Source organism: Klebsiella grimontii, from assembly GCF_900200035.1.
Taxonomy (GTDB): domain Bacteria; phylum Pseudomonadota; class Gammaproteobacteria; order Enterobacterales; family Enterobacteriaceae; genus Klebsiella; species Klebsiella grimontii.
Genome location: NZ_FZTC01000003.1, coordinates 17,905 through 41,699, shown reverse-complemented (window position 1 = coordinate 41,699; position 23,795 = coordinate 17,905). Strand labels below are relative to the sequence as shown.

The 23,795-nt window shown below is 55.6% G+C and carries 22 protein-coding genes, 1 pseudogene and 1 other annotated feature; of the genes and pseudogenes, 19 read left to right on the top strand and 4 right to left on the bottom strand.

Going from position 1 to position 23,795, the window contains the following annotated elements; translation table 11 throughout:
- The first annotated feature begins 1 nt into the window (after position 1).
- Positions 2–2,416: a DNA topoisomerase (ATP-hydrolyzing) subunit B gene (gyrB, locus tag KOSB73_RS01070; protein ID WP_024360548.1), complete on the top strand. Its 2,415-nt coding sequence runs from the start codon at positions 2–4 to the stop codon at positions 2,414–2,416.
- Positions 2,417–2,449: 33 nt separating this feature from the next.
- On the opposite strand, the gene KOSB73_RS01065 is transcribed toward gyrB, so the two are convergent.
- Entirely contained in the window at positions 2,450–3,385 is a 936-nt protein-coding gene (locus KOSB73_RS01065) for a LysR family transcriptional regulator (protein ID WP_024360549.1), read from the bottom strand.
- Between the two features lie 109 nt (positions 3,386–3,494).
- Between KOSB73_RS01065 and KOSB73_RS01060 the strand changes: the two genes are divergently transcribed.
- The 9 genes from KOSB73_RS01060 (at position 3,495) to KOSB73_RS01020 (ending at position 12,648) form a co-directional block, all read left to right on the top strand.
- Entirely contained in the window at positions 3,495–4,520 is a 1,026-nt protein-coding gene (locus KOSB73_RS01060; RefSeq protein ID WP_024360550.1) for a zinc-dependent alcohol dehydrogenase family protein, read from the top strand.
- Between the two features lie 114 nt (positions 4,521–4,634).
- A complete protein-coding gene (yidA, locus tag KOSB73_RS01055) occupies positions 4,635–5,447 on the top strand; it encodes a sugar-phosphatase (protein WP_004871821.1) in 813 nt (270 codons plus the stop codon).
- 243 nt (positions 5,448–5,690) lie between these two features.
- Complete coding sequence (gene dgoR / locus KOSB73_RS01050) at positions 5,691–6,380, top strand: D-galactonate utilization transcriptional regulator DgoR (RefSeq protein ID WP_004126932.1); 690 nt, start codon at positions 5,691–5,693, stop codon at positions 6,378–6,380.
- The gene (locus KOSB73_RS01045; RefSeq protein ID WP_024360551.1) at positions 6,377–7,252 is read left to right on the top strand and encodes a 2-dehydro-3-deoxygalactonokinase; all 876 of its coding nucleotides are present in this window, start codon (positions 6,377–6,379) and stop codon (positions 7,250–7,252) included. Before dgoR ends, KOSB73_RS01045 begins: the two co-directional genes overlap by 4 nt.
- Positions 7,236–7,853: a 2-dehydro-3-deoxy-6-phosphogalactonate aldolase gene (locus KOSB73_RS01040; RefSeq protein ID WP_004871815.1), complete on the top strand. Its 618-nt coding sequence runs from the start codon at positions 7,236–7,238 to the stop codon at positions 7,851–7,853. Before KOSB73_RS01045 ends, KOSB73_RS01040 begins: the two co-directional genes overlap by 17 nt.
- Positions 7,850–8,998: a galactonate dehydratase gene (dgoD, locus tag KOSB73_RS01035; RefSeq protein WP_098140173.1), complete on the top strand. Its 1,149-nt coding sequence runs from the start codon at positions 7,850–7,852 to the stop codon at positions 8,996–8,998. The genes KOSB73_RS01040 and dgoD overlap by 4 nt, the downstream gene beginning before the upstream one ends.
- Positions 8,999–9,092: 94 nt before the next feature.
- On the top strand, positions 9,093–10,403 hold the full coding sequence (locus KOSB73_RS01030; protein WP_004871812.1) for an MFS transporter: 1,311 nt from the start codon (positions 9,093–9,095) through the stop codon (positions 10,401–10,403).
- 14 nt (positions 10,404–10,417) lie between these two features.
- A complete protein-coding gene (locus tag KOSB73_RS01025) occupies positions 10,418–11,362 on the top strand; it encodes a 2-hydroxyacid dehydrogenase (RefSeq protein WP_004871811.1) in 945 nt (314 codons plus the stop codon).
- Positions 11,363–11,421: 59 nt separating this feature from the next.
- Entirely contained in the window at positions 11,422–12,648 is a 1,227-nt protein-coding gene (locus KOSB73_RS01020; protein WP_049087036.1) for a YidR family protein, read from the top strand.
- A gap of 1 nt (position 12,649) precedes the next feature.
- On the opposite strand, the gene KOSB73_RS01015 is transcribed toward KOSB73_RS01020, so the two are convergent.
- Complete coding sequence (locus KOSB73_RS01015) at positions 12,650–12,982, bottom strand: YceK/YidQ family lipoprotein (RefSeq protein WP_004871809.1); 333 nt, start codon at positions 12,980–12,982, stop codon at positions 12,650–12,652.
- A gap of 298 nt (positions 12,983–13,280) precedes the next feature.
- Positions 13,281–13,356 (top strand) — a sequence feature (ROSE (Repression Of Heat Shock gene Expression) occurs in the 5'-region of heat shock genes and acts as an RNA thermometer to modulate expression.).
- Here KOSB73_RS01015 and ibpA point away from each other — a divergent pair.
- The 4 genes and pseudogenes from ibpA (at position 13,350) to KOSB73_RS00995 (ending at position 17,009) form a co-directional block, all read left to right on the top strand.
- Positions 13,350–13,763, top strand: a complete 414-nt coding sequence (gene ibpA, locus KOSB73_RS01010; RefSeq protein WP_004126917.1) for a small heat shock chaperone IbpA — start codon at positions 13,350–13,352, stop codon at positions 13,761–13,763. (Overlaps the previous feature by 7 nt.)
- A gap of 118 nt (positions 13,764–13,881) precedes the next feature.
- Positions 13,882–14,310, top strand: coding sequence for a small heat shock chaperone IbpB (gene ibpB / locus KOSB73_RS01005; protein ID WP_004126915.1), 429 nt, complete (start codon positions 13,882–13,884; stop codon positions 14,308–14,310).
- Between the two features lie 138 nt (positions 14,311–14,448).
- Positions 14,449–15,246 (top strand): annotated as a pseudogene (gene dinD / locus KOSB73_RS01000) (DNA damage-inducible protein D).
- Positions 15,247–15,347: 101 nt separating this feature from the next.
- Entirely contained in the window at positions 15,348–17,009 is a 1,662-nt protein-coding gene (locus tag KOSB73_RS00995) for a putative transporter (protein ID WP_004126911.1), read from the top strand.
- Here the strand turns inward: KOSB73_RS00995 and KOSB73_RS00990 are convergent.
- Positions 16,977–17,723, bottom strand: a complete 747-nt coding sequence (locus KOSB73_RS00990; protein WP_004871803.1) for a GntR family transcriptional regulator — start codon at positions 17,721–17,723, stop codon at positions 16,977–16,979. The two genes, KOSB73_RS00995 and KOSB73_RS00990, sit on opposite strands and share 33 nt — an antisense overlap.
- 341 nt (positions 17,724–18,064) lie before the next feature.
- Here KOSB73_RS00990 and KOSB73_RS00985 point away from each other — a divergent pair, with 341 nt between their 5' ends.
- The 5 genes from KOSB73_RS00985 (at position 18,065) to KOSB73_RS00965 (ending at position 22,413) form a co-directional block, all read left to right on the top strand.
- Positions 18,065–19,687, top strand: coding sequence for an alpha-glucoside-specific PTS transporter subunit IIBC (locus KOSB73_RS00985; RefSeq protein ID WP_004871802.1), 1,623 nt, complete (start codon positions 18,065–18,067; stop codon positions 19,685–19,687).
- Positions 19,684–21,006, top strand: coding sequence for a 6-phospho-alpha-glucosidase (locus KOSB73_RS00980; RefSeq protein WP_049087034.1), 1,323 nt, complete (start codon positions 19,684–19,686; stop codon positions 21,004–21,006). Before KOSB73_RS00985 ends, KOSB73_RS00980 begins: the two co-directional genes overlap by 4 nt.
- A 180-nt stretch (positions 21,007–21,186) precedes the next feature.
- Complete coding sequence (locus KOSB73_RS00975) at positions 21,187–21,534, top strand: YidH family protein (RefSeq protein WP_004126880.1); 348 nt, start codon at positions 21,187–21,189, stop codon at positions 21,532–21,534.
- The gene (locus KOSB73_RS00970) at positions 21,524–21,886 is read left to right on the top strand and encodes a DUF202 domain-containing protein (RefSeq protein WP_049087033.1); all 363 of its coding nucleotides are present in this window, start codon (positions 21,524–21,526) and stop codon (positions 21,884–21,886) included. The genes KOSB73_RS00975 and KOSB73_RS00970 overlap by 11 nt, the downstream gene beginning before the upstream one ends.
- Positions 21,883–22,413: a radical SAM protein gene (locus KOSB73_RS00965; protein WP_004871787.1), complete on the top strand. Its 531-nt coding sequence runs from the start codon at positions 21,883–21,885 to the stop codon at positions 22,411–22,413. Before KOSB73_RS00970 ends, KOSB73_RS00965 begins: the two co-directional genes overlap by 4 nt.
- A 53-nt stretch (positions 22,414–22,466) precedes the next feature.
- On the opposite strand, the gene dsdA is transcribed toward KOSB73_RS00965, so the two are convergent.
- Complete coding sequence (gene dsdA / locus KOSB73_RS00960) at positions 22,467–23,795, bottom strand: D-serine ammonia-lyase (RefSeq protein WP_049099785.1); 1,329 nt, start codon at positions 23,793–23,795, stop codon at positions 22,467–22,469.

Here is a 23,795-nt window from a genome sequence, read left to right as displayed (position 1 = left end):
GATGTCGAATTCTTATGACTCCTCCAGTATCAAAGTCCTGAAAGGGCTGGATGCGGTGCGTAAGCGCCCGGGTATGTATATCGGCGACACGGATGACGGCACCGGTCTGCACCACATGGTATTCGAGGTTGTGGATAACGCTATCGACGAAGCGCTCGCAGGTTACTGTAAAGACATCGTTGTTACTATCCACAGCGATAACTCCGTCTCCGTCCAGGATGATGGTCGCGGTATTCCGACCGGTATTCACCCGGAAGAGGGCGTGTCGGCGGCGGAAGTGATCATGACCGTTCTGCACGCGGGCGGCAAATTCGATGATAACTCGTATAAAGTTTCCGGTGGTCTGCACGGCGTAGGCGTTTCCGTGGTTAACGCCCTGTCGCAGAAGCTGGAGCTGGTCATTCAGCGCGATAACAAAATTCATCGTCAGATGTATGCGCACGGCGTGCCGCAGGCGCCGCTGGCGGTGACCGGCGAAACCGAAAAAACCGGCACCATGGTGCGTTTCTGGCCGAGCTACGAAACCTTCACCAACGTGGTCGAATTCGAATACGAGATTCTGGCAAAACGCCTGCGCGAGCTGTCGTTCCTGAACTCCGGGGTGTCGATTCGCCTGCGCGACAAGCGCGACGGTAAAGAGGATCATTTCCACTACGAAGGCGGTATTAAAGCGTTCGTAGAATATCTGAATAAAAACAAAACGCCGATCCACCCGAATATCTTCTATTTCTCCACCGAAAAAGACGGCATCGGCGTTGAAGTTGCGCTGCAGTGGAACGATGGTTTTCAGGAAAACATCTACTGCTTTACCAACAACATTCCGCAGCGCGACGGCGGTACCCACCTTGCAGGCTTCCGTGCGGCGATGACCCGTACCCTGAACGCCTACATGGATAAAGAAGGCTACAGCAAGAAAGCGAAAGTCAGCGCCACCGGCGACGATGCCCGTGAAGGCCTGATCGCTGTGGTCTCCGTGAAGGTGCCGGATCCGAAATTCTCCTCGCAGACCAAAGACAAGCTGGTCTCCTCTGAGGTGAAATCGGCGGTCGAACAGCAGATGAACGAACTGCTGAACGAATACCTGCTGGAAAACCCGTCTGACGCCAAAATCGTGGTCGGTAAAATCATCGACGCGGCGCGCGCGCGCGAAGCCGCACGTCGCGCGCGTGAGATGACCCGCCGTAAAGGCGCGCTGGACCTGGCGGGCCTGCCGGGCAAGCTGGCGGATTGTCAGGAACGCGACCCCGCGCACTCTGAACTGTACTTAGTGGAAGGGGACTCGGCGGGCGGTTCTGCGAAGCAGGGGCGTAACCGTAAGAACCAGGCGATTCTGCCGCTGAAGGGTAAAATCCTCAACGTTGAGAAAGCGCGCTTTGACAAAATGCTCGCGTCTCAGGAAGTAGCGACGCTGATTACCGCGCTGGGCTGCGGCATTGGCCGCGATGAGTACAACCCGGACAAACTGCGCTACCACAGCATCATTATCATGACCGATGCGGACGTCGACGGCTCGCACATTCGTACGCTACTGTTGACCTTCTTCTATCGCCAGATGCCGGAAATCGTCGAGCGCGGCCACGTCTACATCGCCCAGCCGCCGCTGTATAAAGTGAAGAAAGGCAAGCAGGAACAGTATATTAAAGACGATGAAGCGATGGATCAGTACCAAATCTCCATCGCGCTGGATGGCGCAACCCTGCACACCAACGCCAACGCGCCGGCCTTAGCCGGCGAGCCGCTGGAGAAACTGGTTGCCGAGTATAACGCCACGCAGAAAATGATCGGTCGTATGGAGCGTCGCTTCCCGAAAGCGCTGCTGAAAGAGCTTGTCTATCAACCGACGCTGGCGGAAGCCGACCTGAGCAACGAGCAGGCGGTGACTCGCTGGATCAATACCCTGGTGAGCGAGCTGAATGAGAAAGAGCAGCACGGCAGCCAGTGGAAATTTGATATCCGCGAGAACGCAGAGCTGCAGCAGTTTGAGCCGATTGTTCGCGTGCGTACCCATGGCGTGGACACCGACTACCCGCTGGATCACGAGTTCATTACCGGGCCGGAATACCGCCGTATCTGCGCGCTGGGCGAAACGCTGCGCGGCCTGATTGAAGACGATGCCTTTATCGAGCGCGGCGAGCGCCGCCAGCCGGTTGCCAGCTTCGAGCAGGCGCTGGACTGGCTGGTAAAAGAGTCCCGTCGCGGCCTCTCTATCCAGCGCTATAAAGGTCTGGGCGAGATGAACCCGGATCAGCTGTGGGAAACCACTATGGACCCGGATAGCCGCCGCATGCTGCGCGTGACCGTGAAGGATGCGATTGCCGCTGACCAGCTGTTCACCACCCTGATGGGTGACGCCGTTGAACCGCGCCGCGCCTTTATCGAAGAGAACGCCCTTAAAGCGGCGAACATCGACATTTAATCGTTGTTACACCGCCAGACTCAGGCCGCGCGTTTAGCGCGGCTTTTTTATGGGCGCAGGCATATCCAGCGACATCGCGGACGGTAAACGGCTGGCGAGCGTATCGACGGCAATTCGCACCCTCAGCGGTAGATGCGGCGTCTGTTGCCAGACCGCGTGAATGTCGAAGCGCACATCCGGCGCCTGCTTTAACAGCGGGACGAGTTTTCCCTCATGAATGTCTTTGCTGACCATCCAGCAGGGCAGCCATGCAATGCCGTGTCCGGCCAGCGCAGCGTCGCAGATCGCCTGCAAATCATCCATATTGAGCGATGAATGGGGTGTAAAGGTATGCGAGGCACCTTCGTTATCCATCAGCTGCCAGGATAGCACTCTGCCTGCCTGCAGATAGTTAATGGCCGCATGATGGGGCAAATCATCAACGCTTTGCGGGGTACCCTTCTTCTGCAGATAATCCGGCGCGGCGCACAGTACCATGCGGTGTTCTCCCAGCCTTCTGGCGACCAGAACGCTGCTGTCCTGAAGCGTGCCGTTACGTACCGCCATATCAAACCCTTCCTCGACGAGATCCACGACCCGGTCGCTGAATGACATCTCCAGCTCAAGGCCTGGATGTTCCTGCGCCAGCGCGATCAGCAGCGGGGCGACGCACTGGCGACCAAACAGCACCGGCATGGCAACGCGCAGGCGGCCGCTGACCTGCTGTTTGCCCGTTTCCAGCAGCGATTCTGCGCCCCGAATTTCCTCCAGCGCCCGCAGGCAACGTTCATAAAAAAGGGCGCCGTTGTCGGTCAGGCTTTGGCTGCGGGTCGTACGTTGAAACAGACGTACCCCCAGTCGTTCCTCAAGGCGAGCGATGCTCTTTCCCACCGCCGAGCGCGACAAATGTAAACGGATTGCGGCCTGCGCAAAACTGCCCGCCTCAACGGCGGCTACAAAAACCGGAATATCCTTCAGCGTATTGGACATAGATTGTTTCTTTTCTGGCGTCAATAGTGGGAAAAGTTATCGCCACTGGTGACGCTGAGTCAACGGTAGACTGTCGATACTGAAGCTTATTTGATGCCAGGAGAAAAAAATGACAGAGACAATGCAGCGCTGGTCGATGAACGCCCTCGGGCGCGAGAATCTCAAACTCACCCAGGCGCCCGTGCCGCAGCCAGGGCCAGGAGAAGTCCGCGTACGGGTGAATGCCGTTGCGCTCAACTACCGCGATAAAATGGTTATCGAAGGCTCCATGCCGATCGCGCTTTCCTTCCCGTTTACCCCGGCATCCGATATGGCAGGCGTGGTGGAAAGTACGGGAGAGGGCGTCACGCGTTTTAAACCCGGCGCTCGCGTCATCTCGACCTTTTTCCCTGAGTGGATCGACGGTAGGCCAACAGCGGACGCCCGCACTTTGCCCTATAAAACGACCGGCGGTTACTTTCAGGGGATGCTGGCTGAGTACGTGATTGTGAATGAAAACGGGCTGGTGGCCGCCCCGGAAACCCTGGATGACGCAGAGGCCAGCACCTTACCCTGCGCCGGGCTTACCGCATGGTTCGCGCTGGTGGAGCGCGGTCATTTGCGCGCCGGACAATCGGTGCTGGTGCAGGGCACGGGCGGTGTGGCGATATTCGCTTTGCAAATTGCCAAAGCGCAGGGGGCGGAGGTTTTTGTCACGTCGGGAAGCGATGAAAAACTGGCGCGGGCCAAACAACTCGGCGCCGATTATGGCATCAACCGGCTTAAAGGCGACTGGGCTGAAGGGATATACGAACTGACAAACGATCGCGGCATTGACCATATTATTGAAACCGTTGGTGGGGAGAACCTGAGGCATTCCCTGCGCGCCGTGGCGGTTCATGGGCGTATTTCGGTCATCGGCGTGCTGGCCGGCAGTGAAATCTCGCTGTCCGCGGGCGAACTGTTGCTGAAATCCCCCGTGATTCAGGGGATTGGCGTCGGGCACCGTCGTGCGCTGGAAGATTTCGTTCGCGCCGTTGACGTGACCGGGTTGAAACCTGTGATCGAGCACCGTTACCGCTTTAACCAGCTTGAACAGGCGCTAGAACACCTCGATCGCGGCGCGTTTGGTAAAATTGTCCTCACCCGCGAGTAATATCTCGTCCCCGGGTTTTGCCTAAAAGGGGGGATTCTGCTGTGCAATGTAGCTCTATTTTTGTGGGCTTAATCGCGTTAGCATGAGTAAGGACTCATCTTACCCGGGGATTTCATGGCTATTAAACTGATTGCAATCGATATGGACGGCACGCTGCTGCTGCCTGACCATACTATCTCTCCTGCGGTGAAAACTGCGATTGCCGCAGCCCGTGAACGCGGCGTCAACGTGGTACTGACCACCGGCCGCCCTTACGCTGGCGTGCACAGCTATCTGAAAGAACTGCATATGGAGCAGCCAGGAGATTACTGCATCACCTATAACGGCGCTTTAGTGCAGAAGGCGAGCGACGGCAGTACCGTTGCGCAGACCGCGCTGGGCTACGACGACTACCGCTATCTGGAACAGCTGGCCCGCGATGTCGGCTCCCACTTCCACGCGCTCGATCGCAACACTCTGTACACCGCGAACCGCGATGTGAGCTATTACACGGTACATGAATCCTATGTGGCGACGATCCCGCTGGTTTTCTGCGAAGCCGAAAAGATGGATCCGAATATCCAACTGCTGAAAGTGATGATGATCGATGAGCCGGCGATTCTGGACAAGGCTATCGCCCGCATTCCGGCTGAAGTGAAAGAGAAATACACCGTGCTGAAAAGCGCGCCGTACTTCCTTGAAATTCTTGATAAACGTGTCACCAAAGGCACCGGCGTGAAATCGCTGGCCGATGCGTTGGGTATCAAAGCGGAAGAGGTGATGGCGATTGGCGATCAGGAAAACGACATTGCGATGATTGAATACGCTGGCGTCGGCGTGGCGATGGACAACGCGATTCCGGCCGTCAAAGAAGCGGCAAACTTTATCACCAAATCCAACCTGGAAGACGGTGTGGCATATGCTATTGAAAAGTATGTCTTAAACTAAAGATCTCTTTCTGAAAAACCCGCGTTTATCGCGGGTTTTTTTATGCGCTGAGTTTACCCCACCGCAAAATCCCCAAACCGGATTGTCGTTTTTGTGATCTAAATTGTAGTACAACATGTTTGTGTTGTACTACATTGTGTCCATGGCGATGACGAGTGGTATCACGTTAGTACTACAAAGTTGCGGTTAAATCCGCCGGTCGCGGTAAAGTAGAGGGAGATATCCAGAGCACAAGGACTCTCCATGACTCTCAATAAAACCGATCGCATCGTCATCACGCTGGGCAAGCAGATTGTCAGCGGCAAATACGTTCCCGGCTCTGCGCTGCCCGCGGAAGCCGACCTGTGTGAGGAGTTTGCCACCTCGCGCAATATCATTCGCGAAGTGTTCCGTTCGTTGATGGCTAAGCGGCTGATTGAAATGAAGCGCTATCGCGGCGCGTTCGTTGCGCCGCGTAACCAGTGGAATTATCTCGACACCGACGTTTTACAGTGGGTGCTGGAGAGCGATTACGACCCGCGGCTGATTAGCGCGATGAGCGAGGTACGTAACCTGGTTGAACCCGCGATTGCCCGCTGGGCGGCCGAGCGCGCGACGTCGAGCGACCTGGCGCAAATAGAAGAAGCGCTCAACGACATGATCGCCAACAACCAGGACAGGGAGGCGTTTAACGAAGCGGATATTCGCTATCACGAGGCGGTGCTGCAGTCGGTGCATAACCCGGTTCTGCAACAGCTCAACGTGGCGATCAGTTCGCTACAGCGGGCGGTATTTGAAAGGACCTGGATGGGCGATGAGGCCAACATGCCGAAAACGCTCCAGGAACATAAGGCGCTGTTTGACGCCATCCGGCATCAGGACAGCGAAGCGGCGGAGCAGGCGGCGCTCACCATGATCGCCAGCTCGACACGAAGGTTAAAGGAAATCACATGACATCTCGCTACATCGCAATTGACTGGGGATCGACCAACCTGCGCGCCTGGCTTTATCAGGACGACCAGTGCCTGGAGAGCAGGCAATCGGCAGCAGGCGTCACGCGTTTGAACGGAGAATCCCCCGCGGCGGTGTTTAGCGAAATAACCCGGGGCTGGCGCGACGGCGCGACCCCGGCGGTGTTGGCAGGAATGGTCGGTAGCAACGTCGGCTGGAAGGTGGCGCCCTATTTGCCCGTTCCCGTTGATTTCTCCGCCATTGGCCAACAATTGACGTCCGTTGGCGACAAAGTCTGGATTATTCCCGGGCTGAGCGTCTCCCGCGACGCTAACCAGAATGTGATGCGCGGCGAAGAGACTCAGCTCCTCGGCGCGCGGATGATTGCCCCTTCTTCCGTCTACGTGATGCCCGGCACCCACTGCAAATGGGTGCAGGCCGACCGCCAACAAATTAACGACTTTCGCACGGTGATGACCGGCGAACTGCATTATCTGCTGCTGCGCCACTCGCTGGTCGGCGCCGGGTTACCGGAGCAGGTCTCCGCTCCCGGCGCGTTTAACGCCGGGCTTGAGCGCGGCCTGCATTCGCCAGACATCCTGCCGCGGCTTTTTGAGGTGCGCGCTTCGCACGTGCTGGGGTCGCTGCCGCGCGAGCAGGTCGGCGAGTTTCTGTCGGGGCTGCTGATTGGCGCGGAAGTCGCCACCCTGAGCGAACGCTTTCGCGACCCGCAGGTCACCATTGTCGGCGGCGAGGCGCTGGCGAACCGCTATCAGCAGGCCCTGAGCGCCATTGGCCGTCAGACCACCGTGGTGTCAGGTGATAACGCATTTCAGACAGGAGTAAGGAGCATCATCCATGCAGTGGCAAACTAACTTACCGCTTATCGCTATCCTGCGCGGGATTACGCCGGAAGAGGCGCTGGCGCATGTGGGGGCGGTGATTGACGCCGGATTTGACGCCGTTGAAATTCCGCTCAACTCACCGCAGTGGGAAAAGAGTATTCCCGCCGTTGTTGAGGCTTATGGCGATAAAGCCCTGATTGGCGCAGGCACCGTGCTTAATACAGAACGGGTGGACCAGCTTGCCCAAATGGGCTGCAGGCTTATCGTCACGCCCAATATTCAGCCCGAGGTCATTCGTCGTGCGGTGAGCTACGGCATGACGGTTTGTCCGGGATGCGCGACGGCGACGGAAGCGTTCGCCGCGCTGGACGCCGGGGCTCAGGCGTTGAAAGTCTTCCCTTCTTCGGCTTTTGGCCCTGACTACATCAAAGCGTTAAAAGCCGTTTTGCCGCCGGAGGTTCCCGTTTTTGCGGTGGGCGGCGTGACGCCGGAAAATCTGGCGCAGTGGATAAAAGCAGGCTGTACCGGCGCCGGGCTGGGCAGCGATCTTTATCGCGCCGGCCAATCCGTAGAGCGTACCCAACGGCAGGCGGCAGCATTTGTTAAAGCGTATCGAGAGGCAGTGCAATGAAAATAACTAAACTCACCACGTATCGTTTACCCCCGCGCTGGATGTTTTTAAAAATTGACACCGACGAAGGCGTGGTTGGCTGGGGCGAGCCCGTGATTGAAGGGCGCGCGCGCACCGTAGAGGCGGCGGTGCATGAGCTCGGCGATTATTTGATAGGCCAGGATCCGGCGCGGATTAACGACCTGTGGCAGGTGATGTACCGCGCGGGCTTTTACCGCGGCGGTCCGATTTTAATGAGCGCCATCGCCGGTATCGATCAGGCGCTGTGGGATATTAAAGGCAAAGTGCTGAACGCGCCGGTCTGGCAGCTGATGGGCGGCCTGGTGCGCGACAAAATCAAAGCCTACAGCTGGGTTGGCGGCGACCGTCCGGCAGAGGTGATTGATGGCATCAAGAAGTTGCGCGGTATTGGTTTTGACACCTTTAAACTCAACGGCTGCGAAGAGCTGGGGCTTATCGATAACTCTCGCGCGGTGGATGCGGCGGTGAATACCGTCGCGCAAATTCGCGAAGCGTTCGGCAATGAAATTGAGTTCGGCCTCGATTTCCACGGCCGCGTTAGCGCGCCGATGGCGAAAGTACTCATTAAAGAGCTGGAACAGTATCGTCCGCTGTTTATTGAAGAGCCGGTGCTTGCCGAGCAGGCAGAATATTATCCCCGGCTGGCGGCGCAAACCTCGATTCCTATTGCGGCGGGCGAACGTATGTTCTCGCGCTTCGAGTTTAAGCGCGTGCTGGAAGCCGGTGGGCTGGCTATTCTGCAACCCGACCTGTCGCATGCCGGCGGTATTACCGAGTGCTATAAAATCGCCGGAATGGCCGAAGCCTACGACGTGGCGCTGGCGCCGCACTGTCCGCTGGGACCCATTGCGCTTGCCGCCTGCCTGCACGTCGATTTTGTCTCTTATAACGCTGTCTTCCAGGAGCAAAGTATGGGTATTCACTATAACAAGGGCGCGGAATTACTCGACTTTGTGAAAAATAAAGAGGACTTCAATATGGAAGGCGGTTTCTTTAAACCATTAATGAAGCCCGGACTTGGCGTAGAAATAGATGAAGCGTGGGTTATGGAATTAAGTCAGAACGCGCCGGACTGGCGTAATCCATTGTGGCGTCTGGAAGACGGTGTTGTTGCTGAATGGTAGTATCTTAATTAGTTCATTAGTTTCTCAATATCAATCTCTGCCTTCTGTCAGAGGGATTCTTACTGCTGAAGGCAGGATGATGAGGTAATAATTTATGAGCATTGAACTCTATACATCTACACTAAAAAAACTCAATAGCAAAATAATACCTTTTGTGATTATTTGCTATTTTGTTGCAAACCTTGATAAAACCAATATTTCTATTGCGGCCTTACAAATGAATGCGGATTTAGGTCTGACAGCCAGCATGTATGGTCTCGGGGTGGGGATGTTCTATATCTCCTATATTATTTTTGAAATTCCCAGCAATGTTATTATGACCCGCATAGGTGCCCGTATTTGGATTGCGAGAATAATGATAACCTGGGGTATTGTAAGCGCAGGAATGTCGCTGGTACATACCCCAACGCAGCTCTATGTGATGCGCTTTTTGTTGGGAATGGCAGAGGCTGGGTTTACCCCCGGGATTATTTATTATATTTCCTGCTGGTTCCCTAAAAGTAATCGAGCTCGCGCTATGTCATTCTTTTATATGGGGTCGGTTCTGGCATCAATTATTGGTTTACCAATATCCGGGTTTATTTTGAATATGCACGGTATTGCTGATATCGCTGGTTGGCGTTGGTTATTTGCGATAGAAGGAATCCCGGCTATTATCCTTGGTGTGATGGTTTTATGGTTGCTGCCATCGAGTCCTGAAAAAGCACACTGGTTAACGGGTTCAGAAAAAGAATGGTTAGTATCACAATTAGAGGAAGATAATCGAAATGTAATGGTCAATAAAAATCATTCGTGGCTGAGCGCTTTGAAAAATAAAGTTGTGCTCTTATTAAGTTTGGTGTGGTTTTTACAAGCTTTCGGTTCTATTGGTATTACCTTGTTTTTACCTTTGATTCTAAAAAGCATCGCCAGCGAGCAAAGCAATTTTGTTATTAGCTTACTATCCGCGGTGCCGTTTATTTTTGCCTGCTTATTTATGTATCTTAACGGCCGGCATTCCGATCTCACCAAAGAGCGATCGTTGCATATGGGGTTACCATTGATTCTTGCCGGCGTATCGCTGGGGGTGGCTATCTATTCAGATAACCTACTGATCTCTTATATCCTGCTGGTGCTTACCGTTGGGTTCAACTTTGCTCTGACCCCCGTTTTTTGGGCGGTCACCACTGAAAAGCTTGCTGGCGTTGCAGCAGCAGCCTCAATTGCTTTTATTAACACTATCGCGAATTTTGTTGGCTTAGGCCTGCCTCCTGTTTTAGGCAAGATTAAAGATGTGACCCATAGCTATCACTACGGCCTGCTTATTGTTGCTATCGCACTGGTATTAGGAGGAATTATCGGTATAGCCGTTTCGCGTACTGGTAAAGATACCTCCTTAAAGCACTCTGCCCACTCTTCCTTATAAGCGAATAGATAAGTATGAAACTGAAAATATTAAAGCAAGCATCATTGCCTGACCAACTTACGGCGGAGCTGAACAGTCTGTATGAAGTTTATGAATATGAGGCGCTTACACGCGAAGAGTTGGCAGTCCTGGCTGAACAATTCACTATTATGATCACCAATGGTGAGGCCACCGTAACGCGCCAGCTGATTTCCAGCCTACCCTCTCTGGAGCTTATTGCTGTGTTTGGCGTGGGTTATGATGGGGTTGATGTTCGTGCTGCGGCAGATCATCGTGTGGCTGTCAGCCATACGCCGGGCGTATTAACGGATGATGTTGCTGATTTAGCGATGGGGCTGATGTTGGCGACATCGCGACAAATCGTTTCTGCACAGAAGTTTATTGAGGCGGGAGGCTGGCGTCAGGGGGGCTTTCAGTGGACGCGTAAGGTCTCGGGCTCGCGTGTTGGGATCGTTGGGATGGGGAGAATTGGGCAGGCAATAGCCCGACGCTGCGAAGGGTTTGCGATGCAGATTGCTTATAGCGATCGGAAAGCAATACCGGGGCTGGATTATCCGTGGATTGAGGATATTTCAACACTGGCGTCACAAACAGATTTTTTAGTGATATGTACGCCAGGAAGTGCGGAAAACCAGGCGCTTATTGATGAACGGGTACTCTCGGCTCTGGGCGCGAGCGGCATTTTAATCAACATTTCTCGCGGCAGCGTTGTTGATGAATTTGCTCTGATAAAAGCCCTCGAACAAGGAATTATCGCCGGAGCAGGATTGGATGTTTTTAGCCAGGAGCCAGAAGTGCCGCAGGCGCTCCTGCGCCGCGCGAACGTGGTGGTCACGCCACATATGGCAAGCGCGACCTGGAGTACCAGGGAGGCTATGTCCAGGTTAGTTCTTGAAAACGTGTCGGGATGGGCAAAAAATAAGACTTTGGTTACGCCTGTTCCCGCGCTTGAACCATAGTCATTTTTTGGCGGATCAACTACTCTGAAGCGCAACTTAGGCTTCAGAGTTTATCTCCCATGAAACAAGTCACTTTTGCTCCCCGCCATCATCAGCTTACCAACACCCACACCTGGACGGCGGACAGCCGGTGGCTGGTTTTTGACGTTCGTCCCTCTGGCGCCTCTTTTACCGGCGAAACGATCGAGCGGGTGAATGTCGAGACGGGAGAGGTTGAGATCCTCTACCGTGCCGGACAAGGCGCGTACGTTGGCGTGGTGACCGTTCATCCATCGGTAGATAAATATGTCTTCATCCACGGTCCGGAAAACCCGGATAAGCGCTGGCATTACGATTTTCACCATCGCCGCGGCGTGGTGACGTATCAGGGGGAAACGCGCAACCTTGATGCGATGGATATCACTCCGCCCTATACCCCTGGCGCGCTGCGCGGCGGCAGCCATGTACATGTTTTCAGCCCGAACGGCGAGCTCGTCAGTTTTACCTATAACGACCACGTGCTGCATGAACGCGATCCGGCGCTGGATTTACGCAACGTTGGCGTGGCGGTTCCCTATGGCCCGGTAATACCCCGTGGGGATCATCCACGGCAATACGGCGGCAGCCACTGGTGCGTGCTGGTCAGCCGCACAACGTCGTCCCCCGCGCCGGGCAGCGACGAGATTAATCGCGCCTATGAAGAGGGCTGGGTCGGTGACCGGGCGCTGGCGTTTATTGGCGATACGCGAGCGATAAACGGCGACAAAGTGCCGGAGCTGTTTATTGTCGAGCTGCCGCAGAGCGAGCAGGGCTGGAAGCAGTCTGGCGATGCGCCGCTTGCTGGAACGGACGCCACGATGCCGGCTCCCCCCGCCGGCGTGGTCCAGCGCCGCTTAACGTTTACCCATGAACGTCGTTACCCGGGGCTGGTGAATACGCCGCGACATTGGGTGCGGGCCAACCCGCAGGCAACGGAGATGGCTTTTCTGCTGCGCGACGATGCCGGGGTGGCGCAAATGTGGCTTATCTCGTCGCAGGGTGATGGGCTGCGGCAGCTGACCCACAACCGCTCTGATATCCAGTCGGCGTTTAACTGGCATCCGTCGGGGAAATGGCTGGGCTTTGTGCTGGAAAACCGAATCGCGCTTTGTGATGCGCTGAGCGGGGACATCCTCTTTTTGACCGACGAACATGCCAATCCGCCATCGGCCGATGCGATCGTCTTTTCGCCAGACGGCAAACAGCTTGCCTGGATGGAGGAGGTAGACGGTTACCGCCAGCTATGGGTAACCGCAACGGGGCGCTAAATTACTGATTAGTCATCCGCGCTGGCGGGATCACGGAGTTGGTCGCCAGCGTCTCTTTCTCGCTCTTTTCAACGCGCGATTTGACCGAGCTGTCGGTGCGGAACATATCCCACGGCAGCAGCAGCGTGTCCATTACCGCCGTAAGGGGCATATCCAGCGCCACAAGGGATTTCGTTCCCCAGTTGGCATCGCTATCTCCCAGCATTTGCGCGCTGGCGCGCGTTCCCGGATAGGTTCCTTCCTTACCGCCGGTATGTGACATCACGCTGGAGCAACCGCCTAAACTTATCATCCCGCTAAACAGGACCAGCTTTAACAGACCGTTTTTCATCATTTTTCCGTCATCGTTACGGGCGTTGATAGAACCTTCAATGTACAAAAATTTCAGAGCGCCGCCGGTAAAGACGCGGTCTGAAGAATGGCGTACATATCGGTTATATCGGGCCATTCCATGGATGCATAGTGCGATTGCGCCGCACTGTGGCAGGCGTCGCACTTTGCCTTTTGTGCTGTCACTCCAGTCTAAGCAATAGACCGCAAACTGCAAAAAAAATTGCCCTCTTCACCTTGAAAAGGGCATGGATATACCCATTTTAGGAATGTGTCACTCAGAGAATACGCCGAATGGGTATTCCGCTTAATAACGACCTGTCCATGATGGAAGGTCAGATAATTCTCGCTGATTTCAGGAGCTATGTATTATGCGTAATTTCGATCTCTCCCCGCTGTATCGTTCTGCTATTGGTTTCGACCGCCTTTTCAATCTGTTAGAAAATAATCAAAGCCAGAGTAATGGCGGCTACCCTCCGTACAACGTTGAGTTAGTAGACGAGAACAACTACCGCATCGCGATTGCGGTGGCCGGTTTTGCCGAGAGCGAACTGGAAATTACCGCTCAGGATAATCTGCTTATCGTGAAAGGCGCCCATGCCGCCGAACAGAAAGAGCGTACTTACCTCTATCAGGGCATCGCTGAACGCAATTTTGAGCGTAAATTCCAGCTGGCGGAAAATATCCATATTCGCGGCGCCAACCTGGTAAACGGCCTGCTGTATATCGACCTCGAGCGAGTGATTCCCGAAGCGAATAAACCGCGCCGTATCGAGATCAACTAATTTCCTTGGGCCGCCAACGCGGCCCGGTATTAATGCAAAAATCTGCCTGCCGTCAGGGGGCAAATGCGAATCCGCAGGATTTGCAGCTAACCACTCGCTTCTTAGAAGGAGAAACACAATGCGTAACTACGATTTATCCCCGCTGCTGCGTCAATGGATCGGTTTTGACAAACTGGCCAACGCGCTGCAAACCGCCGGTGAAAGCCAGACCTTCCCGCCTTATAACATCGAAAAAAGCGACGATAACCACTATCGCATTACCCTTGCGCTGGCCGGTTTCCGTCAGGAAGATTTGGATATCCAGCTTGAAGGCACGCGCCTGACGGTAAAAGGCGCGCCGCAGCAGCCGGAAAAAGAGACCAAATGGCTACACCAGGGGCTGGTTAACCAGGCGTTTAGCCTGAGCTTCACGCTCGCCGAAAATATGGAAGTCTCCGGGGCTACCTTTACCAACGGCCTGCTGCATATCGATCTGACCCGCAACGAGCCGGAACAGATCGCCCCGCAGCGCATCGCCATCAGCGAGCGCCCCGCGTTAGATAGCTAATTAAGCGAACCACTCATAAGGCCCCGATTTTCGGGGCTTTTTTGTGCGCGGGAGCGCATTAAATCCCCTTGCTGCAACGGATGTTTCAGTTTAAAAAATAATCAGATTTTATAGGCTCACTGAAACAAAGGATCTGTAATGAACGAACAGCAGCCATTCGAAGCGATCAAAAATAGAGATGAGGCGGGGAGAGAATATTGGTCTGCCCGAAACCTTGGCCATTACTGGACTATAAAGAGTGGAGAAATTTTCAAAAGGTAATCTCAAAAGCGATAATTTCATGTGAGGCGAGCGGTCAGCTACCCTCAGACCATTTTGTTGAGTCCAACAAAATGGTCGAATTGGGTTCCGGTTCCAGCAGGAATCTTGAAGACATTCATCTATCCCGCGACGCCTGCTATCTGGTTGTGCAAAATGGCGATCCGTCGAAACCGGTCATTGCCGCGGGGCAAACCTACTTTGCGTTGCAAACCCGGCGTTAGGAACTGAAGGACGATCAAACCTTTAAATCTCTACGAGAGGATGAGAAGCGGCTATTTTTGCGCAATGAGCTGAAAGAACATAATAAACACCTTGTTGAAACGGCCCAGCTAGCGGGCGTACAGACAACGCTGGATTTCGCTATTTTCCAGAACCATGGCTATAAAGGCCTCTACGGTGGTCTGGATCAACAAGCGATTCATGAGCGTAAAGGGCTAAAGAAAAGCCAAAAAATTCTCGACCATATGGGGTCTACTGAGCTTGCAGCCAACCTTTTCCGCGCTACCCAAACGGAAGAAAAACTGCGCCGGGATGAGGTCGATACGAAGCAGCTGGCCAAAAACTGCGTCAGACGATTAACGATCTGGCGGTACGATGCCTGAAGCGCTCCCTTCCCCGGAGAAAAGTATTCAGCAGCTGAAAATTGCGGCGAAAAATAAAGGCGTGCCTGAATAGCGAACCCGATCCCGTGATTATTGTGCGCCAGGCGGCATACAGCCTGGTCGCTACCGGTCATAATCCTCTTTATTCGTAATGTTATTCACAGGGAAGAGACGATGAGTGATATAGCATTGACCGTTAGCGTATTGGCGCTGGTGGCGGTCGTTGGATTGTGGATCGGCAATGTAAAAGTGCGCGGCGTCGGCTTCGGTATCGGGGGCGTGCTGTTTGGCGGCATCATCGTCGGCCACTTTGTGGACCAGGCGGGCATTACGCTCAGCAGCCCAATGCTGCACTTTATTCAGGAATTCGGCCTGATTCTCTTTGTGTATACCATAGGTATCCAGGTCGGGCCGGGCTTCTTCGCCTCGCTGCGCGTCTCCGGCCTGCGGCTGAACCTCTTCGCTATTCTGATCGTCATTCTCGGCGGCCTGGTCACCGCGGTCCTGCATAAACTGTTCGATATCCCTCTTCCCGTGGTGCTCGGTATCTTCTCCGGCGCGGTAACCAACACGCCTGCGCTGGGGGCCGGACAGCAGATCCTGCGCGACCTTGGCGTACCGCTTGATACCGTCGATCAGATGGGGATGAGCTACGCCATGGCCTATCCATTCGGCATCTGCGGCATTTTGCTGACCATGTGGCTGGTGCGACTGTTTTTCCGCATTAACGTCGAGAAAGAGGCCCAGCAGTTTGACGAGATCAGCGGCAACGGCCATGCGCATCTTCAGACCATCAACGTGCGGGTCGAAAACCCGAACCTGAACAATATGGCGATTCAGGATGTGCCGATGCTCAACAGCGACAAGCTGATCTGCTCGCGCCTCAAGCGTGAGGAGATGCTGATGGTGCCCGCGCCAAATACCCTGATTCAGCTTGGGGACCTGCTGCATCTGGTCGGGCGGCCGGAGGATTTGCACAATGCCCAACTGGTGATTGGCAAGGAAGTTTCCACTTCGCTCTCCACGCGCGGTACCGATCTGAAAGTCGAGCGCGTGGTGGTCACCAACGAAAAAGTGTTAGGTAAAAGGATTCGCGATCTGCACTTTAAACAGCGCTATGACGTGGTGATCTCGCGCCTCAATCGCGCCGGGGTTGAACTGGTGGCCAGCAGCCATGCCAGCCTGCAGTTCGGTGATATTCTCAACCTGGTCGGCCGTCCGGAGGCGATTGACGCGGTGGCCGCCGAGCTTGGCAACGCCCAGCAAAAACTGCAGCAGGTGCAGATGCTGCCGGTATTTATCGGCATTGGCTTAGGCGTGCTGCTGGGCTCTATTCCGCTGTTTATTCCGGGGTTCCCGGCGGCGCTGAAGCTGGGTCTGGCCGGAGGGCCGCTGATTATGGCGCTGATCCTCGGGCGTATCGGCAGCATCGGTAAGCTGTACTGGTTTATGCCGCCCAGCGCCAACCTCGCGCTACGCGAGCTGGGTATTGTGCTGTTCCTGGCGGTGGTTGGGCTGAAATCCGGCGGCGACTTTGTGGCGACGCTGATTGAAGGCGATGGTATGAGCTGGATTGTCTACGGCATTTTTATCACCGCGATCCCGCTGCTGGCGGTCGGTATTCTGGCGCGCATGTTGGCGAAGATGAACTACCTGACCCTGTGCGGCATGCTGGCCGGTTCAATGACCGACCCTCCGGCGCTGGCTTTTGCCAACAACCTGCATGCCACCAGCGGCGCGGCGGCCCTTTCATACGCGACGGTTTATCCCCTGGTCATGTTCTTACGTATTATCACGCCGCAGCTACTGGCGGTGCTGTTCTGGGGGATAGGTTAACGGATTCTCCGCGCGGACGCGCCGCAGGTGGTAGTCCACCTGATAGACGCTGGCGTTACGGAACATCACCGAATAGTTAAGAAACTCGCCGCTGTCGCTGTAGGAAAGAGAGGTAATACGCAGCAGCGGCGTCTGTTCCGGCACGTTCATCGACTGCGCCAGCTGCCTGTCCGCCAGCACCGGCGACAGCGTTTCATAGTTACCGCTGATGGTTAACCCGCACTCCTTCTCGATGTAATCGAACTTCGATCCCTCCAGATGCGCCAGCGACAGATTGCGAAACAGCTTTACCGGCATATAGCTGTCTTCGAGCATGAGCGGCTTGCCATCGACATAGCGCACCCGGCGCGAGAAGTAGATCCGTTCATCAATTTGTATCCGCAGCAGGCTGGCGATAGCCGGAGGGGCGGGCATGACCTCGAAAACCAATACCCGGCTGATCACCTCTTTACCCTGCTTGCGCAGCACTTCGGCCAGCCCGGTCAGATTGGTGGTTTCATGATGCAGGTCTTTACGGGCGACATAGGTGCCGGAGCCGTGCCGACGCACCACCAGCCCCCAGGCGACCAGCAGATCTATCGCCTTGCGGATGGTCATGCGCGCGACGCCAAACTCTTCCGCTAGTTTTTTTTCCCCAGGAAGCGGGCTGCCGACCTCGAAATCGGAGGAATTCAGCCGCAGACGCAATCTGTCGGCGATGGATTTGTAGATCACCAGTAGACCTCTATTCACTCAGTTGAAAACGATTGAGCATGAATTATTCACTATAAAAATACAGTAAATACATGTGAATAAAGACTATTCGTTATAGCGCCTTAAACAGCGCAATTCATCATGTCTAATTTTTAATTAAAAAGTAGACAACATTGGCGTAATTAAAACCATGAAAGCGATCACGAATCGCAACGGCGCCGCATGTTGTTGGAGGGGCAAATTTCTATTCTCATCTCAGGCCAGTACAAATAGTTACCCTGAATAATTCACCGCGGCAGGTGAAGCATGGCGGGTATGAATAAGGCCACTCACCCTATGAGTTGTTACATGAGGATTATCAAATGCTCAGTCAAATACAACGCTTTGGCGGCGCCATGTTTACCCCGGTTTTACTCTTTCCTTTCGCCGGGATCGTGGTGGGTATCGCCATTATGTTGCGCAACCCGATGTTCGTCGGCGAAGCGCTCACAGCACCCGACAGTTTATTTGCTCAGATCGTTCACATTATTGAAGAGGGCGGCTGGACCGTCTTTCGTAATATGCCGCTGATTTTCGCCGTCGGTCTACCGATCGGCCTGGCGAAACAGGCCCAGGGCCGTGCCTGCCTGGCGGTGCTGGTTAGCTTCCTCACCTGGAACTACTTTATTAACGCGATGGGGATGACCTGGGGCCACTTCTTCGGCGTCGACTTTTCCGTTGAGCCAACGGCAGGCAGCGGCCTGACTATGATGGCCGGGATTAAAACGCTTGATACCAGCATTATTGGCGCGATCGTCATTTCCGGGCTGGTGACCGCCCTGCATAACCGCTATTTCGATAAGCCGCTGCCGGTGTTTCTGGGGATTTTCCAGGGCTCCTCGTTTGTGGTGATTGTTGCCTTCCTGGCAATGATCCCCTGCGCCTGGCTGACCCTGCTGGGCTGGCCAAAGGTGCAGATGGGTATTGAATCGCTGCAGGCCTTTTTACGCTCGGCCGGCGCGCTGGGCGTCTGGGTATACATTTTCCTTGAGCGCATTCTGATCCCGACCGGGTTACACCATTTCGTCTATGGCCCGTTTATCTTCGGCCCGGCGGTGGTGGAAGGGGGGATTCAGGTTTACTGGGCGCAGCATTTACAGGCGTTCAGCCAGAGCACCGAGGCGCTGAAAACCCTGTTCCCGGAAGGCGGATTCGCGCTGCACGGTAACTCGAAGGTCTTTGGTTCGGTGGGGATTGCGCTGGCGCTCTACTTTACCGCCGCGCCGGAAAATCGCGTCAAAGTTGCCGGGCTGCTGATCCCCGCCACGCTGACCGCCATGCTGGTAGGTATCACCGAGCCGTTAGAGTTCACCTTCCTGTTTATTTCGCCGCTGCTGTTTGCCGTCCATGCGGTACTGGCGGCCACTATGGCAACGGTGATGTATATCTGCGGCGTGGTAGGCAACTTCGGCGGCGGCCTGCTGGACCAGTTCCTGCCGCAAAACTGGATCCCGATGTTCCACAACCACGCGTCGATGATGTTTATCCAGATCGGCGTTGGCGTGTGCTTCACCGCACTCTACTTCGTCATCTTCCGCACGTTGATTCTGCGCCTGAACCTGAAAACGCCTGGCCGTGAAGAGAGCGAAATTAAGCTCTACAGCAAAGCGGATTACCAGGCCGCGCGCGGTAAAACTAGCGCCGCCGGGGCAGCGGACACCAAACTGGGCCAGGCCGCCGGCTTCCTGCAGGCGCTGGGCGGAGCGGGCAATATCGAAAGCATCAATAACTGCGCCACCCGACTGCGCATCGCGCTGGTCGATATGGCGAAGACCCAAAGCGACGACGTTTTTAAAGCGCTGGGCGCCCACGGCGTAGTCCGCCGCGGCAACGGGATTCAGGTCATCGTCGGCCTGCACGTTCCCCAGGTCCGCGACCAGCTCGAAACCCTGATGAAAGATTCTCTACAGACCGAACAAACCACCATGACGGAGGCAGTATCATGAAAAAATTCTCAGTTGTTATCGCAGGCGGCGGCAGTACCTTTACCCCGGGCATCGTGCTGATGCTGTTAGCGAACCAGGATCGCTTCCCGCTGCGGGCGCTGAAATTTTACGACAACGACGGCGCGCGTCAGGAGACCATCGCCGAGGCGTGCAAGGTGATCCTTAAAGAGCAGGCGCCGGAGATCGCGTTCAGCTACACCACCGACCCGCAGGCGGCCTTTACCGACGTTGATTTCGTGATGGCGCATATCCGTGTGGGCAAATACCCGATGCGTGAAAAAGATGAAAAAATCCCGCTGCGCCACGGCGTGCTGGGCCAGGAAACCTGTGGCCCTGGCGGGATCGCCTACGGTATGCGCTCCATCGGCGGCGTCCTGGAGCTGGTGGACTATATGGAAAAATATTCGCCGAACGCCTGGATGCTGAACTACTCCAATCCGGCGGCCATTGTGGCGGAAGCGACCCGTCGCCTGCGTCCGAACGCTAAAATTCTCAACATCTGCGATATGCCGATCGGTATCGAAGGACGGATGGCGCAAATCGTCGGCCTTAAGGACCGTAAGCAGATGCGCGTGCGCTACTACGGGCTGAACCACTTCGGCTGGTGGACCTCGATTGAAGATCTGCAGGGTAACGATTTGATGCCGAAACTGCGCGAATATGTGGCGAAATACGGTTATGTTCCGCCGTCAAACGACCCGCACACCGAAGCCAGCTGGAACGACACTTTCGCCAAGGCGAAAGACGTACAGGCGCTGGACCCGGATACGATGCCGAATACTTACCTCAAGTACTACCTGTTCCCGGACTACGTCGTGGCGCACTCCAATCCGGAACGCACCCGCGCCAATGAGGTGATGGATCATCGTGAGAAAAACGTCTTTAGCTCCTGCCGGGCGATTATTGCGGCGGGCAAATCCTCCGCCGGCGATCTGGAAATTGACGAACACGCTTCCTACATCGTCGATCTGGCGGCGGCGATTGCCTTTAATACCCAGGAACGGATGCTGCTGATTGTGCCGAACAACGGCGCGATTCATAACTTTGACGCCGATGCGATGGTCGAAATTCCGTGCCTGGTGGGCCACAACGGACCGGAGCCGCTGACGGTCGGCGACATTCCTCACTTCCAGAAAGGGATGATGAGCCAGCAGGTGGCGGTGGAAAAACTGGTGGTGGATGCCTGGGAACAGCGCTCTTACCATAAGCTGTGGCAGGCCATCGCGCTGTCGAAAACCGTGCCGAGCGCATCGGTTGCCAAAGCGATTCTTGATGATCTGATCGCGGCCAATAAAGCGTACTGGCCGGAACTGCATTAATCCCGCTGACCGGCATCCGTGCGGTGACGGTCATTCATTTATCGGCCTGATAACCTGATGTTAAACGGTTATCAGGCCTGAACTTTTTCTGCAACGGGGCGATTATTGATGCCTTCCGCTTTGGCTGTCAGGTAGAATCGGCGGTATTTTACGCAATCGGCAACCCATCACGGAGTCATGATGAAAATATCCCGCCTTGGCGAAGCGCCGGATTACCGCTTCTCGCTGGCGAATGAACGTACCTTTCTGGCGTGGATCCGCACTTCGCTTGGCTTTTTAGCCGGCGGCGTCGGCCTGGACCAGCTGGCGCCGGATTTCGCGACGCCGCTGATCCGCGAAATTCTCGCTCTGCTGCTGTGCCTGTTTGCCGGCGGCCTGGCGATTTACGGCTATATACGCTGGCTGAGCAATGAAAAGGCGATGCGGCTTAAACAGGACCTTCCCTATACCCGCACCCTGCTGCTGATCAGTATTCTGCTGACTATCGTTATCGTGGTGGTCATGGCGCTGGTGCTCTATGCCGGATAATCGCCGGGCGCGCCGCGAGAACGACCCGGGCCTACAGCCGGAGCGCACGTCGCTGGCCTGGTTTCGCACCCTTTTAGGCTATGGCGCGCTGCTGGCGCTGGCGATTAAGCACCACTGGCATCAGGCGGGGCTTCCGTTCTGGATTTCGCTGTGCATATTGCCGTTCGTCGCCGTCATCCTCTGGCGCTATACCCGCAGCCGCAATGTGATGGACGTTGAGCACAGTGATTTCGTCCAGCGGCAGGCGGTTCGTGACAAATTTTTGATCGCATTCGCAGTACTTTCCCTGTCATTGTTGTTTGCTGTAACCCATATACGACAAGTGATTTTGTTTATTAAGGATGTGATATGACAGGATGTCAGGCCGATTACGGTGACGATCGGCACTGCGGTAACTGCCAGTCTCTGGCGAGCGATATCCCGGTACGGGAAGTGATTATCCATCGTCAGGAGTGTGAGCGCCCAGAACGCGTCTACCACCAGCTCAGCGCGCAGGGGGCAGCGGCTATCAAGTTTATTCCCCATCTGCAACCTTCCGACGCCCGGCTGTGGGGGGATTTTCTCTGCGCGGTGTTTGCTATTTGGATCAAAGAAGACGCTAACCGCATCGTCGTGCCGCTGTTTGAGGCCACGCTGCGCGCCTGGCGCGGTGAGACAGTACGTTATGAGAATAATCCGCCGGGACCGGCCTGCGCGGGCTGCGCCTGGCTAAGATTATGCGGTGGCGGCTGCCCGCAGCTGCGACTGGAGGATGGCTCCAACGCGCTATGCGAAGGATACCGGCAGTTTTATAGCTGGAGCGCCCCCTATATGCGCGTTCTTCGCGATTTACTCAACCAGCACCGCTCGCCGGTTGAGCTCATGCATCTGCTGCGCTAAAAAAATGGCGACGAGAGAGCCTTCGTCGCCATGGTGTTTACCTGCCGGGAGGCTTACCGCCCCTTCGCCAGATACTGCGCCATCTCCTCTTCCGGCACCATGCCGCCGCCGGTCGCCCACACCAGATGGGTCGCATTGCGCATCTGCTCCGCGGTGAAACCGTGCATCCGCTGATACGCCTCGCTGGCGCAGACCCGCTGCGGCCCGGCCATGCCGGCCAGCGCGGATGGCTCCAGGCGAATACCTTCTTCTTCGGCTAACCAACCCAGCATATCGTACATAGTCTGGTCATCGAGAGAGTAGAACCCGTCCAGCAGGCGCTCCATTGCCCGGCCCACGAAACCGGAAGCGCGGCCGACCGCCAGACCGTCGGCGGCGGTCAGATTATCGATCCCCAAATCCTGAACTGAAATCTGGTCATGCAGGCCGGTATAGACCCCCAGCAGCATGCAAGGGGAGTGGGTCGGCTCGGCGAAGAGGCAGTGGACGTGGTCGCCAAATGCCAGCTTCAGGCCGAACGCCACCCCGCCGGGGCCGCCGCCCACGCCGCACGGCAGATAAACAAACAGTGGATGACCGGCGTCCACCACGCGCCCTTCGCGGGCAAACTGCGCCTTTAGCCGCTCGCCGGCCACGGCGTAGCCGAGGAACAGGGTGCGCGAGTTCTCATCATCGATAAAGAAGCAGTTCGGGTCAGACTCGGCGGCTTTGCGCCCCTGCTCAACCGCCACGCCGTAATCCTCTTCGTACTCCACGACCGTCACGCCGTGGCTGCGCAGTTTGGCCTTTTTCCACGCCCTGGCGTCGGCGGACATATGGACCGTCACCTTAAAGCCGATGCGCGCGCTCATAATGCCAATCGACATCCCCAGATTACCGGTGGAGCCGACGGCGATGCTGTACTGGCTAAAGAAATCCCTGAACTCAGGAGTCAGCAGCTTGCGATAGTCGTCGGAAGTTTTTAATAACCCCGCGCCGATCGCCAGTTTCTCCGCATGGGTCAGCACCTCATAAATGCCGCCGCGGGCCTTAATAGAGCCGGAAATCGGTAGGTGGCTGTCTTTTTTCAGCAGCAGATCGCCGCTAATCGGCTGGCTAAAAGTTTTTTCCAGCCGGGCCTTCATTACCGGAATAGCCACCAGCTCAGACTCGATAATACCGCCGGTGGCCGCGGTTTCCGGAAAGGCTTCCGCCAGATAGGGCGCAAAGCGATCGAGCCGGGCGTGGGCGTCCTGAACGTCTTCTGTCGTCAGGCCAACGTAGGGTAACCCTTCCGCCAGCGACGTCGTTGACGGGTTAAACCAGGTAGTTTCTTTCAGGGCAATCAGCTCCTCCAGTAGAGGAAACTGTGCGAGTAAAGTGGTCATGTCAGCGTTTTTCAT

Bases quoted from the DNA above. Each gene is read 5' to 3' on its own strand.
- gyrB (WP_024360548.1), top strand. From the start codon at position 2: ATGTCGAATTCTTATGACTCCTCCAGTATCAAAGTCCTGAAAGGGCTG.
- KOSB73_RS01065 (WP_024360549.1), bottom strand. From the start codon at position 3,385: ATGTCCAATACGCTGAAGGATATTCCGGTTTTTGTAGCCGCCGTTGAG.
- KOSB73_RS01060 (WP_024360550.1), top strand. From the start codon at position 3,495: ATGACAGAGACAATGCAGCGCTGGTCGATGAACGCCCTCGGGCGCGAG.
- yidA (WP_004871821.1), top strand. From the start codon at position 4,635: ATGGCTATTAAACTGATTGCAATCGATATGGACGGCACGCTGCTGCTG.
- dgoR (WP_004126932.1), top strand. From the start codon at position 5,691: ATGACTCTCAATAAAACCGATCGCATCGTCATCACGCTGGGCAAGCAG.
- KOSB73_RS01045 (WP_024360551.1), top strand. From the start codon at position 6,377: ATGACATCTCGCTACATCGCAATTGACTGGGGATCGACCAACCTGCGC.
- KOSB73_RS01040 (WP_004871815.1), top strand. From the start codon at position 7,236: ATGCAGTGGCAAACTAACTTACCGCTTATCGCTATCCTGCGCGGGATT.
- dgoD (WP_098140173.1), top strand. From the start codon at position 7,850: ATGAAAATAACTAAACTCACCACGTATCGTTTACCCCCGCGCTGGATG.
- KOSB73_RS01030 (WP_004871812.1), top strand. From the start codon at position 9,093: ATGAGCATTGAACTCTATACATCTACACTAAAAAAACTCAATAGCAAA.
- KOSB73_RS01025 (WP_004871811.1), top strand. From the start codon at position 10,418: ATGAAACTGAAAATATTAAAGCAAGCATCATTGCCTGACCAACTTACG.
- KOSB73_RS01020 (WP_049087036.1), top strand. From the start codon at position 11,422: ATGAAACAAGTCACTTTTGCTCCCCGCCATCATCAGCTTACCAACACC.
- KOSB73_RS01015 (WP_004871809.1), bottom strand. From the start codon at position 12,982: ATGATGAAAAACGGTCTGTTAAAGCTGGTCCTGTTTAGCGGGATGATA.
- ibpA (WP_004126917.1), top strand. From the start codon at position 13,350: ATGCGTAATTTCGATCTCTCCCCGCTGTATCGTTCTGCTATTGGTTTC.
- ibpB (WP_004126915.1), top strand. From the start codon at position 13,882: ATGCGTAACTACGATTTATCCCCGCTGCTGCGTCAATGGATCGGTTTT.
- KOSB73_RS00995 (WP_004126911.1), top strand. From the start codon at position 15,348: ATGAGTGATATAGCATTGACCGTTAGCGTATTGGCGCTGGTGGCGGTC.
- KOSB73_RS00985 (WP_004871802.1), top strand. From the start codon at position 18,065: ATGCTCAGTCAAATACAACGCTTTGGCGGCGCCATGTTTACCCCGGTT.
- KOSB73_RS00980 (WP_049087034.1), top strand. From the start codon at position 19,684: ATGAAAAAATTCTCAGTTGTTATCGCAGGCGGCGGCAGTACCTTTACC.
- KOSB73_RS00975 (WP_004126880.1), top strand. From the start codon at position 21,187: ATGAAAATATCCCGCCTTGGCGAAGCGCCGGATTACCGCTTCTCGCTG.
- KOSB73_RS00970 (WP_049087033.1), top strand. From the start codon at position 21,524: ATGCCGGATAATCGCCGGGCGCGCCGCGAGAACGACCCGGGCCTACAG.
- KOSB73_RS00965 (WP_004871787.1), top strand. From the start codon at position 21,883: ATGACAGGATGTCAGGCCGATTACGGTGACGATCGGCACTGCGGTAAC.
- dsdA (WP_049099785.1), bottom strand. From the start codon at position 23,795: ATGAAAAACGCTGACATGACCACTTTACTCGCACAGTTTCCTCTACTG.